General features: G+C 35.7%; 15 protein-coding genes and 1 pseudogene. 10 read left to right on the top strand and 6 right to left on the bottom strand.

Translation table 11 applies throughout. The features are described from left to right. Nucleotides 1–74: 74 nt before the first annotated feature. The gene (locus tag JO178_RS19350) at nucleotides 75–686 is read left to right on the top strand and encodes a DUF4377 domain-containing protein (RefSeq protein WP_291939426.1); all 612 of its coding nucleotides are present in this window, start codon (nucleotides 75–77) and stop codon (nucleotides 684–686) included. Between the two features lie 75 nt (nucleotides 687–761). On the opposite strand, the gene JO178_RS19355 is transcribed toward JO178_RS19350, so the two are convergent. Together JO178_RS19355 and JO178_RS19360 are read right to left on the bottom strand one after the other, a co-directional pair. Continuing rightward, complete coding sequence (locus tag JO178_RS19355) at nucleotides 762–1,700, bottom strand: SPFH domain-containing protein (protein WP_291939430.1); 939 nt, start codon at nucleotides 1,698–1,700, stop codon at nucleotides 762–764. Nucleotides 1,701–1,800: 100 nt separating this feature from the next. Continuing rightward, nucleotides 1,801–3,156 carry a deoxyguanosinetriphosphate triphosphohydrolase gene (locus JO178_RS19360; protein WP_291939713.1) on the bottom strand — a complete coding sequence of 452 codons (1,356 nt, stop codon included), beginning with the start codon at nucleotides 3,154–3,156 and terminating at the stop codon, nucleotides 1,801–1,803. A gap of 113 nt (nucleotides 3,157–3,269) precedes the next feature. Between JO178_RS19360 and JO178_RS19365 the strand changes: the two genes are divergently transcribed. The 3 genes from JO178_RS19365 to JO178_RS19375 all read left to right on the top strand — a co-directional run bounded on the left by JO178_RS19365 (nucleotide 3,270) and on the right by JO178_RS19375 (nucleotide 5,475). After that, nucleotides 3,270–3,872, top strand: a complete 603-nt coding sequence (locus JO178_RS19365; RefSeq protein WP_291939432.1) for an LpxA family transferase — start codon at nucleotides 3,270–3,272, stop codon at nucleotides 3,870–3,872. 144 nt (nucleotides 3,873–4,016) lie between these two features. Next, entirely contained in the window at nucleotides 4,017–4,643 is a 627-nt protein-coding gene (locus JO178_RS19370; protein WP_291939434.1) for a class I SAM-dependent methyltransferase, read from the top strand. 97 nt (nucleotides 4,644–4,740) lie between these two features. Beyond that, entirely contained in the window at nucleotides 4,741–5,475 is a 735-nt protein-coding gene (locus tag JO178_RS19375; protein WP_365867263.1) for a DNA-formamidopyrimidine glycosylase family protein, read from the top strand. Between the two features lie 11 nt (nucleotides 5,476–5,486). Here JO178_RS19375 and JO178_RS19380 read toward each other — a convergent pair whose 3' ends face one another. Both JO178_RS19380 and JO178_RS19385 read right to left on the bottom strand, forming a co-directional pair. Beyond that, entirely contained in the window at nucleotides 5,487–6,209 is a 723-nt protein-coding gene (locus JO178_RS19380) for a LytTR family DNA-binding domain-containing protein (protein WP_291939439.1), read from the bottom strand. Continuing rightward, nucleotides 6,206–7,288, bottom strand: coding sequence for a histidine kinase (locus tag JO178_RS19385; RefSeq protein WP_291939441.1), 1,083 nt, complete (start codon nucleotides 7,286–7,288; stop codon nucleotides 6,206–6,208). Before JO178_RS19385 ends, JO178_RS19380 begins: the two co-directional genes overlap by 4 nt. Before the next feature lie 189 nt (nucleotides 7,289–7,477). Between JO178_RS19385 and JO178_RS19390 the strand changes: the two genes are divergently transcribed. Both JO178_RS19390 and JO178_RS19395 read left to right on the top strand, forming a co-directional pair. Further along, complete coding sequence (locus tag JO178_RS19390; RefSeq protein WP_291939445.1) at nucleotides 7,478–7,906, top strand: hypothetical protein; 429 nt, start codon at nucleotides 7,478–7,480, stop codon at nucleotides 7,904–7,906. Nucleotides 7,907–7,917: 11 nt separating this feature from the next. Continuing rightward, a complete protein-coding gene (locus tag JO178_RS19395; protein WP_291939449.1) occupies nucleotides 7,918–8,889 on the top strand; it encodes a DUF6268 family outer membrane beta-barrel protein in 972 nt (323 codons plus the stop codon). Nucleotides 8,890–8,894: 5 nt separating this feature from the next. On the opposite strand, the gene JO178_RS19400 is transcribed toward JO178_RS19395, so the two are convergent. Beyond that, nucleotides 8,895–9,230, bottom strand: a complete 336-nt coding sequence (locus tag JO178_RS19400) for an SMR family transporter (RefSeq protein WP_291939452.1) — start codon at nucleotides 9,228–9,230, stop codon at nucleotides 8,895–8,897. A gap of 1,111 nt (nucleotides 9,231–10,341) precedes the next feature. Between JO178_RS19400 and JO178_RS19405 the strand changes: the two genes are divergently transcribed. The 4 genes and pseudogenes from JO178_RS19405 (at nucleotide 10,342) to JO178_RS19420 (ending at nucleotide 13,084) form a co-directional block, all read left to right on the top strand. After that, nucleotides 10,342–11,061: an ATP-binding protein gene (locus tag JO178_RS19405; RefSeq protein WP_291939455.1), complete on the top strand. Its 720-nt coding sequence runs from the start codon at nucleotides 10,342–10,344 to the stop codon at nucleotides 11,059–11,061. Next, nucleotides 11,058–11,801: a YggS family pyridoxal phosphate-dependent enzyme gene (locus tag JO178_RS19410; protein ID WP_291939458.1), complete on the top strand. Its 744-nt coding sequence runs from the start codon at nucleotides 11,058–11,060 to the stop codon at nucleotides 11,799–11,801. The genes JO178_RS19405 and JO178_RS19410 overlap by 4 nt, the downstream gene beginning before the upstream one ends. Before the next feature lie 7 nt (nucleotides 11,802–11,808). Further along, nucleotides 11,809–12,249 carry a hypothetical protein gene (locus tag JO178_RS19415; protein WP_291939461.1) on the top strand — a complete coding sequence of 147 codons (441 nt, stop codon included), beginning with the start codon at nucleotides 11,809–11,811 and terminating at the stop codon, nucleotides 12,247–12,249. 497 nt (nucleotides 12,250–12,746) lie between these two features. Further along, nucleotides 12,747–13,084: pseudogene (locus JO178_RS19420) on the top strand (XRE family transcriptional regulator). A gap of 113 nt (nucleotides 13,085–13,197) precedes the next feature. Here JO178_RS19420 and gcvP read toward each other — a convergent pair. Beyond that, on the bottom strand, nucleotides 13,198–16,056 hold the full coding sequence (gcvP, locus tag JO178_RS19425; RefSeq protein WP_291939466.1) for an aminomethyl-transferring glycine dehydrogenase: 2,859 nt from the start codon (nucleotides 16,054–16,056) through the stop codon (nucleotides 13,198–13,200). Between the last annotated feature and the right edge of the window lie 275 nt (nucleotides 16,057–16,331).

The raw sequence follows: 16,331 nt of genomic DNA on the forward strand, positions 1-16,331 counted from the left end.
CAATAGAAGAACTGCGACAATTAACGGAAAAATTTCGGCATGGTAATTGCCAGGTAAGCCCTAAAATCAAGTTTATGAAAATTATAGCAACAATTCTAAAGGGGACAGTTCCCGCGCTAGCGTTATTTACGATGACACAATGTACAACCACTGCAGGAGCCACTGCTTCCGATGAAAAAACATTCATCGTAGGCCCTCAGACAGCAGATTGTACAGGAGTAGCTCCTATGAAATGTCTGCAGGTAAAAGAAAAATCTTCTGAAAGCTGGACTAATTTCTACACAAATATCGATGGGTTTACTTATGAGCCGGGGTATGAATATGTTTTAAAAGTAAAAACTGAAAAAATTGCCAATCCGCCAGCTGATGGATCTTCTATAAAATACACATTGGTAAAACAGGTTTCTAAAACAAAAAAGGAAGCAGCAGCAGATGAAAAAACACTTATTGTAGGTGCTGAAACAGTAGACTGTTCAGCAGGAGCAGGACGTATGAAATGCCTGCAGGTGAAAGAAAATGCTTCTGAAAACTGGACTAATTTCTACACAAATATCGAAGGATTTGTTTACGAACCGGGATATGAGTACGTTTTAAAAGTGAAAACTGAAAAAATTGCTAATCCTCCGGCTGATGCCTCTTCTATTAAATATACGTTAATCAAGCAGGTTTCCAAAACAAAGAAATAATAATAAAAAAGCTCTCAGAATAGAATCTGAGAGCTTTTTTATTGTATTCCGTAAAAATATTTTTCATCCGGGTTCTTAAAATCCGGTTTCTTTTTGAGGTGGTTCCGGATATTTCCCTTTATTGGCTTCTCCGACAGTATTAGCTGTTGTCATTGCTACTACCAGATCATTCAGCATATTGCTTGCTGCGGTAGGTGAATTGGGAAGAAGAACGAGATTACTTCTATTACTTGCCCCTACAGAATGCAGAGTATCATAATGCTGAGTCACCACAATCAGTGCTGATGCTTCATGTGAGTTGATATCCACATTATTCAGCATTCTTACCGATTCTTCAAGACCTTTTGCAATTTCTCTTCTCTGATCAGCAATCCCCTGTCCCTGCAGCTTTTTGGATTCTGCCTCAGCTTTTGCTACTGCTACAATTCTGATTCGCTGAGCTTCTGATTCGTATTCTGCTGCTGTTTTTTCTCTTTCTGCAGCATTGATCCGGTTCATCGCATGCTTTACCTGTTCATCCGGATCGATATCCGTAACCAATGCCTTAATAATATCATACCCATAGCTGTTCATCGCTTCCTGAAGCTCACCTTTTACGGCAATCGCTACATCATCTTTTCTTACAAAAACATCATCCAGCTTCAGTTTTGGTACTTCAGCACGTACTACGTCAAAAACAAAAGAGGTAATCTGATTCTCCGGATTTTCAAGTCGATAATAAGCATCTTCCACCTGGCTTCTGATTACCTGATACTGAACGGATATTTTCATTTTGATGAAAACATTATCCAATGTTTTGGTATCAATCATTACGTCTAACTGCTGAATCCTAAGATTCAGTCTCTTAGCTACCTGATCTACAACCGGCAGTTTCAGATGAAGTCCTGAATGTTTTACCGCTTTGAATTTTCCAAAACGTTCAATAATTGCAGCGGTCTCCTGCTTAACAACAAAAAACGAAGCAAATAAAATAATAAGCCCGAAGAAAATAACGGGTGCCAGAAAAATTCCCATAGTTTAATTTTTTAATAATAAGTCGTACTATTTCATGTTTTGTTAAAAGCCATGACAATTTATTTTTCAGTTTTCATAAATATACCACTTATTTTTCAAATTAAACAGTCATTCCGATATCAATACCTTTAATCTTTCTGTAAAGATCGGTCGCATAATTGTCTGTCATTCCTGAAACAAAATCAATAATTCCGAGAACTTTCTGATATTCTGTTCCCTGATCATATACAAATTGTTTGGGTAATAATTTCAATGCTTTTTTATCGTAAGACTTTCTTTCATCTTCTGACTTTAGGATAGAAGGTATAAAATGATCCAGTAATTCATACATAACGTTATATCCTGCATTTTCAATTTCCACTACGGCCTTATGGTTGTAGATTTTTTCTATGGAGAATGCTTCAATATCGTGTAATGCTCTGTTTTCAGATTTATAAATATCAAGAAGCGCCTTATCCAGATTTCCCTGAAGTACCGTTTCAAAATTCTTTTTATAGCTTTCAAGTGACTTATTGATAAGGGCATTAATGGCTTTTGCCCGCAGATAAGAGATCTTTTCGTTTTCATTAGAAATGGAAGCCAGCTTATCGGTAACTCTGCGTACATCATCACTTTCAGATTTTACCAGTTCTAAAAACAGATTTTCACAATCTGCCGTAGAAACAATTCCCAGCCTGTGAGCATCTTCCATATCAATAATATTATAACAGATATCATCGGCTGCTTCTACCAGCCATACAAACGGGTGTCTTTTGAAAATATGAGGTTCTTCTGATTCGGAAATAAGCTGTGTTCCTTTGGCAATTTCAAGGAATATATTTTTCTCATTCTGAAAAAATCCGAATTTCTTTCTGTGAATAATTCCTTTTTTCTTAGCAATAGCTTCACATGGATATTTGGCAATACTTGCCAGTGTGGAAAAAGTCAGTTGAATCCCTCCTGCATCTTTTCCCTGCTGCTGTTGGGCCAATACTCTGATTGCGTTGGCATTTCCTTCAAAGTTCACCAGATCTGCCCATTCTTTTTCATTGAATTTGGATTTCAGATCTTTTTCATTTCTTTCAAAATAACTCGCAATAGCATCTTCTCCGGAATGTCCGAATGCGGGGTTTCCCACATCATGGCACAAACAGGCTGCAGCAATTACATTTCCTAAATTATGCAGATAAAAGTTCTTAGAATCTTCAGACAGTTCATTTTTAAAATCTTCAGCAATAAATTCGCCGATTATACTTCCTAAACTTCTACCTACTGATGACACTTCCAATGAATGTGTCAGTCTGTTGTGTACAAAAACACTTCCGGGGAGAGGAAAAACCTGAGTTTTATTTTGAAGTCTTCTGAATGCGGAAGAGAAGATAATCCTGTCAAAATCTCTCTGGAAATCAGTTCTTGAAGCCTTAGTCTGTGGATTGTTTCCTGTACGTTGATTGGTAAAAATCTGGTTTAAATTCATCATTTTTCAAAATTACTCCAAATTTTAATTGTACGGAATAGCATTTAGATTTTTATTGGAAATGCTTTTTATATAAATTTGGGATATACAGAATCTTTATCTATTTTTTTACAATGATCAACATTAGCCATTTTATTACGTCTTTTCCATTGCCTACTTTTGCTTCAAATACATATCCCTGGGAAGTAATCAATAACCTGGAGAATATATTGGAGAATCTGTTGAAAAGTCTGTCTGATGATTATATTATAACAGGTTCCTGTGCTGTTCATAAAACCGCAATTATAGAGAAAAATGTAACATTAAAAGGGAGTCTAATCATTGGTCCTGATACTTTCATCGGAGCTAATGCTTACCTGAGAGGTCCTTCTTATATTGGAGAACGGGTAAAGATCGGCCCCGGAAGTGAGATCAAACAAAGTATCATCGGCAGTGAAACAGCCATTGCTCATTTTAATTATATCGGAAACAGTATTATAGGCAACAGGGTAAATTTTGAGGCTGGCTCTATCTGTGCCAATCATTATAATGAAAGAAAAAATAAAGAAATAGCCGTTCTTTTTCATACTAAAATCATTAAAACAGGAACTCAGAAATTCGGAGCCTTAGTTGGTGATGATTCCAAAATCGGAGCCAATGCAGTTCTATCACCCGGAACATTATTGATGCGCGAGACTATTGTTAAAAGACTGGAGCTCGTGGAACAGGTAAAATAACACATTTTTATTTCCGGGGATATTATACAAAAAATCTATGAGCATCACTATTTTTTCCAACACTAAAACTGCGGAAAAGACTTTACATTTGGGATAACTTAAAATAAATATGTTTTTTTATTATTGACTTAAAAAAAATTACTGATGGAAGACAAAACATGGCTTGAAAAATGGGATGAAAGATACCGTAATGAAGACTTTGCATATGGAATACAACCCAATAATTATTTACAGCAACAACTGCTGCCGTTACCTCCCGGTTCTATCCTCTTCCCGGCTGACGGTGAAGGCCGGAACTCTGTGTATGCCGCTATTCAGGGCTGGAAAGCCTCTGCATTTGACATCAGTACGGAAGGACAGAAGAAAGCATTACAGCTTGCTGCTCAAAATCAGGTCTGTATTGATTATCAGGTAGGAGAATTATCCGTGTTAACATATCAAAAAGAGGAATTTGATGTTATTGCTCTTATTTATGCTCATTTTCCGGCAGAAATAAAGTCTTCTATCCATACCATGCTGAGTCAGTATCTTCGTAAAGGCGGCTTAATTATTTTTGAAGCTTTCAGTAAAAATCACCTTCAATATATAGCAAGAAATGAAAATGTGGGAGGCCCGAGAGATATTGGATCCCTCTTTTCTGTTGACGAAATAAGGTCCGATTTCCCAGATTATGAAATTCTGGAACTTTCAGAAACTGAAGTAGAACTTGAGGAGGGATTATTTCATAATGGGACCGGCTCTGTCATCCGGTTTACAGGGAGAAAACGATAGATTTACATTCGATATACAGGCTGGAACATTCCGGTCTTTTTACTGTGCATCAATATTTTACGGAATAATATTTGGACTTTCACTCAAAAACAGTCCTATGCCTGAAGGTCCGTCTATAATTTTAATGAAGGAAAACCTTCAGCAGTTCACCGGTCATTTCGTAACGGAAGTTTCGGGAAATGCGGGGTTTGACAAAGAGCCTTTTGTAGGTCAGAAACTCCTCGAGGTTCGTACATTTGGAAAACAAACCTATCTGATATTTGAAAAAGCAGCGATCCGTATTCACCTTCTTATGTTTGGTTCATATAGTATTGATGAACAAACAAAACCTGACAGGAGCCTGCGTCTTGCCCTCATGTTTCAGACGGGAAGCTTATACTTTTATACCTGCTCTGTAAAACCTGTCGATATTGATTTTCTCTCGTCAATTGACTGGGAAGCGGATGTGATGAGTGATCTCTGGAACCCGGAAAAAGCGAAAAAGAAACTGAAATCACATCCTGAGATGATGGTTTGTGATGCCCTGATGGACCAGAATATTTTCTCAGGAGTCGGTAATATCATTAAAAATGAAGTTCTTTTCAGAATCGGGGTACAACCTGAAAGTATCATAGGACATCTTCCTGATAAAAAATTAACCGCACTCATTACAGAAGCCCGAAATTACAGTTTCGATTTCCTTGAATGGAAAAGAGAATTTACACTGAAAAAGCACTGGCTCGTTCATACCAGAAAAACATGTCCGGTATGTGGTCAGAAACTCATACAAAAACAAACCGGTGTCGGTAAAAGACGAAGCTTCTTTTGTGAAACAGATCAAAAGCGTTACTAATCGCTATCTGATCAGTCTGAGTTTAAAAAGCCACCCGCATATTTATCAAAAAACTCAGCTCTGTAGACTTCCCCGATCGGAATCTCTGCTGTTTCTATGTAAATGTTATGATTATCAAATGAATCAATATAATCCACATTCACAACATAGGATTTACTGACACGGATAAAGGCATTTCCTGTAATTTTCTGATGAATGGTTTTCAGATTCATCGCTGTAATCAGTTTTTGCTGACGGGTATGAATTACGACATAATCTTTCAGCCCTTCTATAAATTTAATATCCGAAAAACTGATTTTATAAAACCGGCGGTCTGCTTTAATGAATAAAAAATCTGCAGTATTTGACTCTACAGTATTTTTAATAGTTTCTTTGGATAAAAGTTCTGTATAGAGAATAGCCTTTTCAACGGCTTTTTTAAGCCTTTCGGGATCAATGGGTTTTAATAAATAATCAACGGCTTCCAGTTCATAACTTTTCAATGCATACTGGGAATAAGCAGTTGTAAAAATAATGAGCGTTTTTTCAGGAAGCATTTCGGCAAACTCCAGCCCTGTAACCATCGGCATTTCAATATCAAGAAAGATAAGCTCCACTTCATTGTCTTTAAGAAAATCCAACGCAGAAGGAGCATTGGAAAATTCACCGAGAATCTCCATTGCTGAAGTTTCGCTGATGAGCGATCTCATTTCAGCTCTTGCCAAAGGCTCATCATCTACTATAATACAATTCATGATACGGGAATTTTTAAATTTACAGTATATTTTTCAACTCCGGAATCGATCTGCAAATCAAATGTATCGCTATAGAGCAGCTCCAGTCTTCTTGTAATATTTGCCAGTCCGAGCCCGCTGCTTTTTTTATCCGGATTGGAATAATTATGGCTTTTAGAATTGACACATTTAAAATGAAGTTCCTTATTTTCAATACCTATATATAGAGTGATACCGGATGCTTCTCCGTTCATATCCACACTATGTTTAACAGCATTCTCTACAAAAGTTGTAAATAAATTCGGAGGAATAAAGCAGGTGTTTATGGCACGCTTCTCTCCTTCCGTATGAATATCAAATGAAAAATTTTCCCGTCTTATTTTTTCAAGGTTTAAAAAATTGGAAAGAAAATCAATTTCTGAAGTCAATAAGGTTTTCTCTTCACTGCTTTCATAAAGCTGATATCTTAGGAATTCTGAAAATTTTACAATCACGACAGAAGCTTTCTCAGGATCTGTTCTGATAAGTGCCTTAACATTGTTCAGCATATTGAACAAAAAATGTGGATTGATCTGGTTTCTAAGCTCATTCAGTTCCATTGTAAGAGTAAGATTACTCAATTCATTGATCCTTTTATTATCGCTGATCCATTTCTGGAGGAGCTTTACGGTGGTTGTGGTCAGAATAATGGGAATACACATTAATACACCTTCATAAATTCCACCTTTTTCATTATCTCTTGGCATGCTGCTTATTCTGAAATCTCCAAAAAAAGATCTTAAACCATATCCTATAAAATTAAGCCCCATCACTCCCATTAGCACAAGCAGAATCAGATAACTGATGTATTTTGTTTCAAAGAAAAACCGGGGAACCAAAACATAGATATTGATATATACCATGGCAATCAGCATGACGTATACAAATATCAAAACATAGTACTGATAAACTCCAGGATACCAATGCCAGAATCTCGCACTGTATAAAAGAAAGAAAAAGAAAATGAGAAATAACAGATGCCTGTATAATCTATACCGACTCTCTGTCAGAAAATCGATTACAAGGCTTTCTTTAAATTTCCAGGGGCTGTATTTCGTCATAATCCGGATAATTATACCAATTACAAAAATAGGCAATACCATTATGTATACCTATAATATTATACAAAACCTTCATTTTGTTCTACCAATCCGGCTCTCCGGATTTCGTATAAAATAATGGCCGTTTTGTATAAAAACAAATTTTTGCCATTCTATTCTGACTTCCTTTGTCCTGTTTAATCAATGCGTATGGAATTAGCCACTTTTAATGAATTGACTCAGGAAATAATCTCAGAATGTTTTTTTATGACAGAATCCCAACAGGAAGAAAAAGTAATACAACTTATCGATCTTCATCATTTTATCGAGTGTTTTAATCAGAGGCTTGAAATTCTCAGCTACATTCATCATTCTATTAATATTGTAAAACAGAACAATACTCGTGTCGGTATTTTATTTTACGACCTGAAACATTCTGCTTTACCGGATTGTAATGCTTCTGAAGAATTTAAAAAGAAACATAGTCTTGCAGCGCTCTGGTTTGTTTTCGTAGAAGAAGGATTCACCAAAGAAACAACCTGCCACACAGACTGTATTATAGAGAATAGTCTGGATATTTTCTTTGACAGAATATTTTTATTCAATTTTTTTCAGTCTGTAATTCATTCCTTAAAATAAAAATAATAACCATGAAAACACTGAGAAAAGTGCTGGTTCCGTTGGCCATACTTCCTTTTAAAAATACGGTATATGCCCAGAAAAAGGACAGTATTCCTTTTAAAGTACGTGCATTTTTTGCTGATAAATCCCCACAGGCCAGAAACTTTAATATAGATTATACCTTTTTTAGTCCGTATCAATCTACATCCTACCTGCAGAGTCATCAGTTACCAGATAATAAAGTTAAAAGTCTTCAGCAGATGAGAGCTACGGCCAATATTTATTTTATCAAAAATAAAAGCTGGCTTCTGAGCACGGCACTTAACTACCGTTACATTTCATTACAGATGGAGCATCCCGAAGTTATTGAGGGAAGCCGTCACGGAGATTATCATTATCATTCTGAAGCTGTTAATCTGACATATTTTTCAAAATTATTCCGCAAAACAGCCATTTATTCCGCCAGTTTTTCTGCAGACGGCAGCGATCAGCATTTTGAACGGGTGAGAGGAATGATAACAGCTTCTCTGATTATAAAAGCAAGTCCGAAAACAAAAATGACTTTGGGACTGGCAGGAATTATTGATCCGAGTACACAGATTCCGATTCTCCCTATTTTTACCTATGAAAATAAATTCAATAACGGATGGGTGCTTGATGTTCTTCTTCCGAAAAAATTACTGATCAGAAAAGATGTTTTTGCCAACGGCAGGGTATCATTAGGAACAGAAATGGATAATACCTCATTTTATATTTATACCTATAACCACACGTATGAATTCCGGCAGGCAGATCTCAATTCCGGAGCGATCTATGAGCATCATCTTGGCGGAAATTTTATAGGAACGGTGAAAGCCGGAATCCGGACCCCGTTTAATACCAGAGTCTTTAATAAAGAAGAAACTTTCAAAAATTATATCTGGGAAGCAAAGTATCAGCCCTCATTTTATTTCAATATCGGGCTTTCCTATAATCCTTTTGAAAAACCAAGGAGAAAATAATCTGATTAATGAGTGCCCATTTTTGAGAATACATTGATAATAATGACCCCGATCACAATCAGAGCAATTCCTATAATAGCCGGTAAATCCGGTATCTGTTTAAAAGCAATCACACCGATTATTGTAATAAAAACAATACCTACTCCCGACCATATGGCATAAGTAATTCCCACCGGAATCTGACGAAGACTCAGACTCAGACAGTAAAAGGCACAGGCATATCCTATTACCGTTATCACTGAAGGCCATAGTTTTGAAAATTCTTCTGATTTTTTCAGAAAAGTGGTGGCTATGATTTCAAATATAATAGCCAAAGCAAGAAAAATATAACTGCGCCCCATTGTTTATTCTTTATACAAAAGTAGTAAAAACAGTTCTGGTATTTTACATTTCCCGAATCAATGATTTATTTAACAACAGATCAAATATCTCTCATTTCACTACAAAAACATCTCTTAAAAGGGAATTAATATCCATTCATTTTATTTCTTTTTAAAAAACAAAACATGTTATTAAAATTTACAACAAAGAAAATCAATCACAAATAACATGCTAAAAATAAGCAATTTAAACACCCTATTATTTCTCTTTAAAATGAATATTACAAACAGAAAATCAACATATACGTGTGATTTTTCTTCAGATTTGGCATAACAAACTGTCATACTTTATGACAACTGACAAAAATTCAGCAGGTAAAAACATCATCAAAAAATAAATTTTCTTAACATAAAAATATCTTTTACGCCGAACTTTCCTTGTCAAAAATAAGAGTGGGCAACAATATTATGCAACGCATTATTTATTATTTGTTTTATCAAGTCCAATATAGAAGTCTTTAAACGATTAACACTTTCACATAATTTTACATTAAAAATAAAAAATACATTAATAAATTTATAATAATATATTAATTTAATGTAAACTTAAATTCACCAATAAATGAACTCACACACACCTAATACACTGATATACATCATAATGCTTTACTTTGGCACGTGATTTGAAAGTTGTAATATTGCAATTGAAAGATTGATAAAAAAAAGTCAAATAATTAAAAATAATACAAAATGGTAACTTATATCGGTATCGCAACTTGTGTAGTAGTGTTCGCATCATATTTCATGACAGTAAGAAGAGAAAGAAACTAATTCTAAATACAATAAGCCTATAGAGAATCTATACTAATTATATTGTTTTATGTTTTTAATCTGATCCTGAAAATCAGATCCGCTCTTTTACTCATTGGGGTAAAAGGGTCCTAAAAACATAGCAAAAAGATCTTAGTTTCATAACAAATTTTAATATCCAAAAGAAAATCCGGTCATTTGTCCGGATTTTCTTTGTTATTCCCATATTCTTATTTACTGGCCTATCTGTTTATTCTCATTCAGGCAGGTCTTCTTCACCTTGTAAAGCCTTATCTTTGTACCTTTAAGAAATTGTATTCTCATGAATCTATACAACCTTATTATTCAGGACAAAGAACAAATACACATCAATGATGTATTCCTTAACGCGACCAATAGAAACCTGCTTATCCAGCTGATCAAAGAACACGCTTATGTAAAAGAACTTCAGGAATATGGTCTTCCGGTAAATAATAAGATTCTTCTTCAGGGAAGCTCAGGGTGCGGAAAAACAATGACCGCAAAAGCTATTGCTCATGCACTGGGTAAAAATATTATCATTTTAAACCTGAGTAATATTGTATCATCACGTATTGGAGAAACCTCACAAAATATTAAGATGATCTTCGACAAAGCGGCAAGAGAAAGATCAGTTCTTTTTCTGGATGAGCTCGATCAGATTGGGAAAGCCAGAGGCAGTGACGACAAAGATGTGGGAGAAATGCGGAGACTTGTCAATACTCTGATTCAGCTGATCGATTACTATCCTGAAAATGCATTGCTTCTTTGTGCAACCAATCACCCAGAGATCATTGATACGGCTTTGCTGAGACGTTTCCAGCTAAAGGTCAATTATGAAATGCCCTCTTCAGAATTTCTGGACACATTCTATGATCAGTTGCTGAGCCGATTTCCTGACGATCTGAACACTATTGAAAGGAGATACGCCATTTCCTTTGCAGAAGCAAAAGACCATGCGCTTACTTCTGTAAAAGCAGCATTGATAAGAAAATTGGAAGCTAAAGAAATCTCCCGGTCATGAAAGAAGATATTCTCCACAACCTAGCCCTCATTAATGACAGAATAAAAAAGTCCTGTATTAAAGCAGGCAGAAACACTGATGAAGTCAGATTACTACTGGCCACTAAAACCGTTTCCGCAGAGCGAATCAAAATGGCACTGGAAAATGGCCAGATCCTGATCGGAGAAAATAAAGTACAGGAACTAAAGGAGAAATATGAGGATTTACAACAAATCCCTCATGAAAATCATTTTATCGGGCATCTTCAGACCAACAAAATCAAAGATATCCTCAGATACGATGTCACCTGTATCCAGTCTCTGGACCGTTGGGATCTGGCAGAAAAACTTCATCAGAGGCTTTTAGCTGAAAATAAGACAATCGAAGTACTGATTCAGGTAAATACCTCCGATGAAGAAAGTAAATTCGGAACAGATCCGGCGCAAACCATAGAACTTATCAAAAAAATTTCAGCTCTTTCTACAATAAAGATAAAAGGACTGATGACTATCGGTCTGTTCAGTGCTGAAACAGAAAAAGTAAGAGCCTGTTTTAAAATCCTGAAGAATCTGCAACAGGAAATTATGCATGAAAACATTCAACATGTAGAAATGAAGGAACTTTCTATGGGAATGAGCGGAGATCTGGAAACAGCTATTGAAGAAGGAGCAACTATCGTACGGGTGGGAACAGCAGTTTTCGGGACGAGAATATATCCTGACAGCTATTACTGGAACGAAGGAAAAGAGAACAAAGAATAATGATCATATGTTTGTATTTACGTATACTTTTAAAAGGGAAATAAATAACGATAAAACTCTAAAAAACGTTACAGATGCTGTTTATGCCTCATTCATGGAGAGAGAAATGAAATACATCAATATCGAAGGGAACAGAATAACAGGGAAAGACAGTCTGATAAAACTTGATTTTTCAAACAGATCTCCACTGGTATTCTCACCAGGTAAAGAATATTTTATTTATGATGAAAATACAAAAGTTCTCACATATAAAATTGAAGCTATTTATCCGGTTTTATTTAATCTGATCTACTCATCTGTCCTTTTTTTAATCCTGTATAAACTTGTTCACCATCCCGTTATAGAACTGGCAGTACCTTTCCTCTTCTTTATTCTCATTACCATTACAGGTTATTTTCAATACCAGATGATCATGGGTAAAGTCTGCAGAAAACTGGTTGAAGAATAAATAACGACACTATTCATCTTTATCTTAGTCTACAAAACCGGTATACTTTTTGATCATAAATCATTAACAACCAAACAAATGCATTTATGAATAAAAAATTACTATCGGGCTGTCTGATAATGACAGTATTATTCTTTTTTTCATGTGAAAAAGAAAACACAGAGATGAAAAGTGGAATTTCAATTGAAACGATTTCAATGATAACCGTTCTTATAATGGGAGTAGCCATTTTGGTGGCTTACAGCTATAAGAGAAGATAACAAAATAAATATAACGCAAAGAGCCTCTCAAAATTTTGGGAGGTTTTTTAGTTAGGCTTGCTCATACACAGGAATATATTTAGCTAACATTTTATAACAAAATTCCAGTATGAATACAGAAAGTAAATCTACGCTTCTATATATTTTTATCTTTACTATTCGAACCATCAATTAAACTTAAAAACCACAAATGAAACAGAAAATACATCAGGAAGAAACGTAAAAAGATTCAGATAAATGTTAGGAATCAAGCAGGAAGCTTTGACTTTCGATTTGGGTGAAGGTGGGAATCAAAAGAAAATCTCATTACTTGAACAAAAAGAAACTATTGAAGATCCTTTGCGTCAAAAAATCTCTGAAGTATTAAAAATTCCTGTGGGAAGCACTCCGGAATTTCGATGAAGAGCAAGCTATCAATATTATTACAAGTAATTTTTCATGATAATGCGACAGGCGTAATTGTTAATAATTACAATCCTACTGATAAAATCATTCAACTTTATGAAGATAAAATTGCCCTTTATGAAAGAATGTTGAAGGAAAAGGATAATATGATATGCAGACTTGAAGACTGATTAAAAAGAAATAAAAGATCATTCAGGTTTTAAGATTACTTCACCGAACTGACGATAAAAAATAAAAATCCCTCTCATTGCTGAAAGGGATTTTTTATCTCTAAAAACTAAGATTACATATAAGCTTCAATCGGCTCACAAGTACAAACTAAGTTTCTGTCTCCGTAAGCTTCATCTACTCTTGATACAGAAGCGAAGAATTTATGGTCCCTTACCCACTCTAGCGGATAAGCTGCCTTTTCTCTGCTGTATGGTTTATCCCAAGAATCGGAGATCACCAGTTGTTCTGTGTGAGGAGCGTTTTTCAATACGTTGTTTGCCGGATCTGCCTGTCCGTTAACAATCTCATCAATTTCATGCTTGATAGAGATTAAAGCCTCTGCAAAACGATCAATTTCAGACTTGCTTTCAGATTCTGTAGGCTCAATCATTAATGTTCCTGCCACAGGGAAAGAAACTGTAGGCGCATGGAAACCATAATCCATCAATCTCTTCGCAACATCAGCCACTTCAATTCCTAAAGATTTGAACTGACGGAAATCTACGATACATTCGTGAGCTACTCTTCCGTTTTCGTTTGAATATAAGATTGGGAAATGCTCTGCCAAAATCACTTTAAGATAGTTAGCATTCATAATTGCATGTCCTGTAGCCTTTTTAAGACCATCTGTCCCTAACATCTTGATGTAAGCATAAGAAATGTTGAGGATCAATCCGGAACCGTAAGGTGCTGCAGAAATACCGTCAATAGCTTCTTTAGCTCCAATTTTGATATTCGCGTTAGAAGGAAGGAATGGTACTAAGTGCTTAGCAACACAGATTGGACCAACTCCAGGACCTCCACCTCCGTGAGGAATTGCAAAAGTTTTATGAAGATTTAAGTGACAAACGTCTGCTCCGATGTTTCCTGGACTTGTAAATCCCACCTGCGCGTTCATATTGGCACCATCCATATACACCTGTCCTCCGTGCTCGTGGATAAGGTTAGTAATTTCCTTGATATTAGCATCAAAGAATCCGTAAGTAGACGGATATGTAATCATTACAGCAGATAAGTTTGCTGAATGTAATTCTGTTTTAGCTTTAAGGTCTTCAAAGTCGATTTCTCCGTTTTCAAGGTTTTTCACGACTACGATTTTCATTCCTGCCATAGCAGCAGATGCAGGGTTTGTTCCGTGTGCAGACTGAGGAATTAATACCACATTTCTGTGGTGATCTCCTCTTGAAATGTGATATTCTCTGATCACCATTAATCCTGCATATTCACCCTGAGCTCCTGAATTTGGCTGTAAAGAAGTTCCTGCAAAACCTGTAATCTCAGCAAGATCTTTTTCAAGTTCTGCAATCATTTGCTGATAACCTCCTGCCTGATCTACCGGTACAAATGGGTGTACACTTCCCCAGTCTGCCCATGACAGTGGCAACATTTCAGTAGCTGCGTTTAATTTCATGGTACAAGATCCTAAAGAAATCATTGAGTGGGTCAATGATAAATCTTTTCTCTCAAGACGCTTGATATAACGCATCAGCTCTGTTTCAGTATGATATTTATTGAATACTTCTTCCGTAAGAATTTCATCTTTTCTAAGATTTTCTACAGGAATGCTGTATCCTTCTTTTATTTCTAGTTTGAAGCTCTGCTTGTCTTTGAACTGAGCAAAAGAAGCCATCAGATAGTTTAATTTCTCTAATGTTGTGCTTTCGTTAATCGCAATACTTACTACTCCTTCTGTAAAATAGTTAAGATTTAGCTTATGATCCAGCATCATTCTCATCAGTCTTCCTTTTTCATCTTCAGCCATTTCGATTTTTACTGTATCGAAAATAGGCTCCTCAACAGTCTGATATCCTAAAGCTTTAAGACCACCTTTCAAAGCGTTGGCTTTAAAGTGAATCTGATCAGCGATATATTGTAATCCTTTCGGACCGTGATAAACCGCATACATTCCCGCCATTACCGCTAAAAGAACCTGAGCTGTACAGATATTGGAAGTTGCTTTTTCTCTTTTAATATGCTGTTCTCTTGTCTGCAATGCCATTCTTAATGCACGTTTTCCGTACATATCCTGAGAAACCCCGATGATTCTTCCCGGGATATCTCTTTTATAATCTTCTTTACAGGCAAAGAATGCAGCGTGAGGACCTCCGTATCCTAACGGAATACCAAATCTTTGTGAAGTACCTACAGCACAGTCTGCACCCATTTCCGCCGGAGACTTTAGTTTAACCAAAGCCATCGGGTCACAAGCTACTGCTACCTGAAGATCAATCTTTTTATATTCTACAATATTTTCCGTGTAATCTAAAACGATTCCGTTTTTACCGGGATACTGTAATAAAACACCGTAATAAGAGCCATCAAACTGATGAGTTTTGTGATCTCCTATTACAATTTCAATTTCTAATCCTTCAGCTTTTGTTTTTAAAACAGAAACTGTCTGAGGAAAAACAAGGTCAGAAACAAAGAACTTATTAGCTCCTGCTTTTTTCTGATCTTTTGTTCTGTTGTTGAAGAACATATGCATTGCTTCAGCTGCTGCAGTAGACTCATCCAATAAAGATGCGTTCGCCAATGCAAAACCTGTAAGATCACATACGACAGTCTGGAAATTAAGAAGGGCCTCAAGTCTTCCTTGTGCAATTTCCGCCTGGTAAGGGGTATACGCTGTATACCAGCTCGGATTTTCAAAGATATTTCTCTGAATCGCCGATGGTAAAAGTGTATTGTGATATCCGAATCCGATATAACTCGTATAATCAGTATTTTTTGATGCCAATTCTTTCGAATGGTTCAGCATTTCGTATTCCGAAAGCGGTTCCGAGATCTCAAGATCTTTCTCTAAACGGATAGAAGAAGGAATCGTCTGAGAAATTAACTCTTCAATACTAGAAACGCCAAGTTTTTCCAACATCGCCTGTTTATCGGCTTCATTAAGGGAAATGTGACGGCTCACAAACTGTTCTGTATTCATTTTTATTTATTAGATTTTGTTTGTAAAAAAGATGGGTAAAATTACAATTTTTTACACGATTGTACAACAGCTTACGACTACTGATCAACGAAAGAAAAATTCATATTCATCTTTTTATACCAAGTGTTAAAATTCAATTCATTTTATTCAACAATCACATTAATTTTATAAACAATAACAAATAATATTAAATATTTATTACTAATGAATCATTAAATACCTAGTTGAAAATATTGGTATATAATCAATTGAATTAAAATTATTACAAAAAACAC

This window comes from Chryseobacterium sp. (assembly GCF_019236175.1).
Classification (GTDB): Bacteria; Bacteroidota; Bacteroidia; order Flavobacteriales; family Weeksellaceae; genus Chryseobacterium.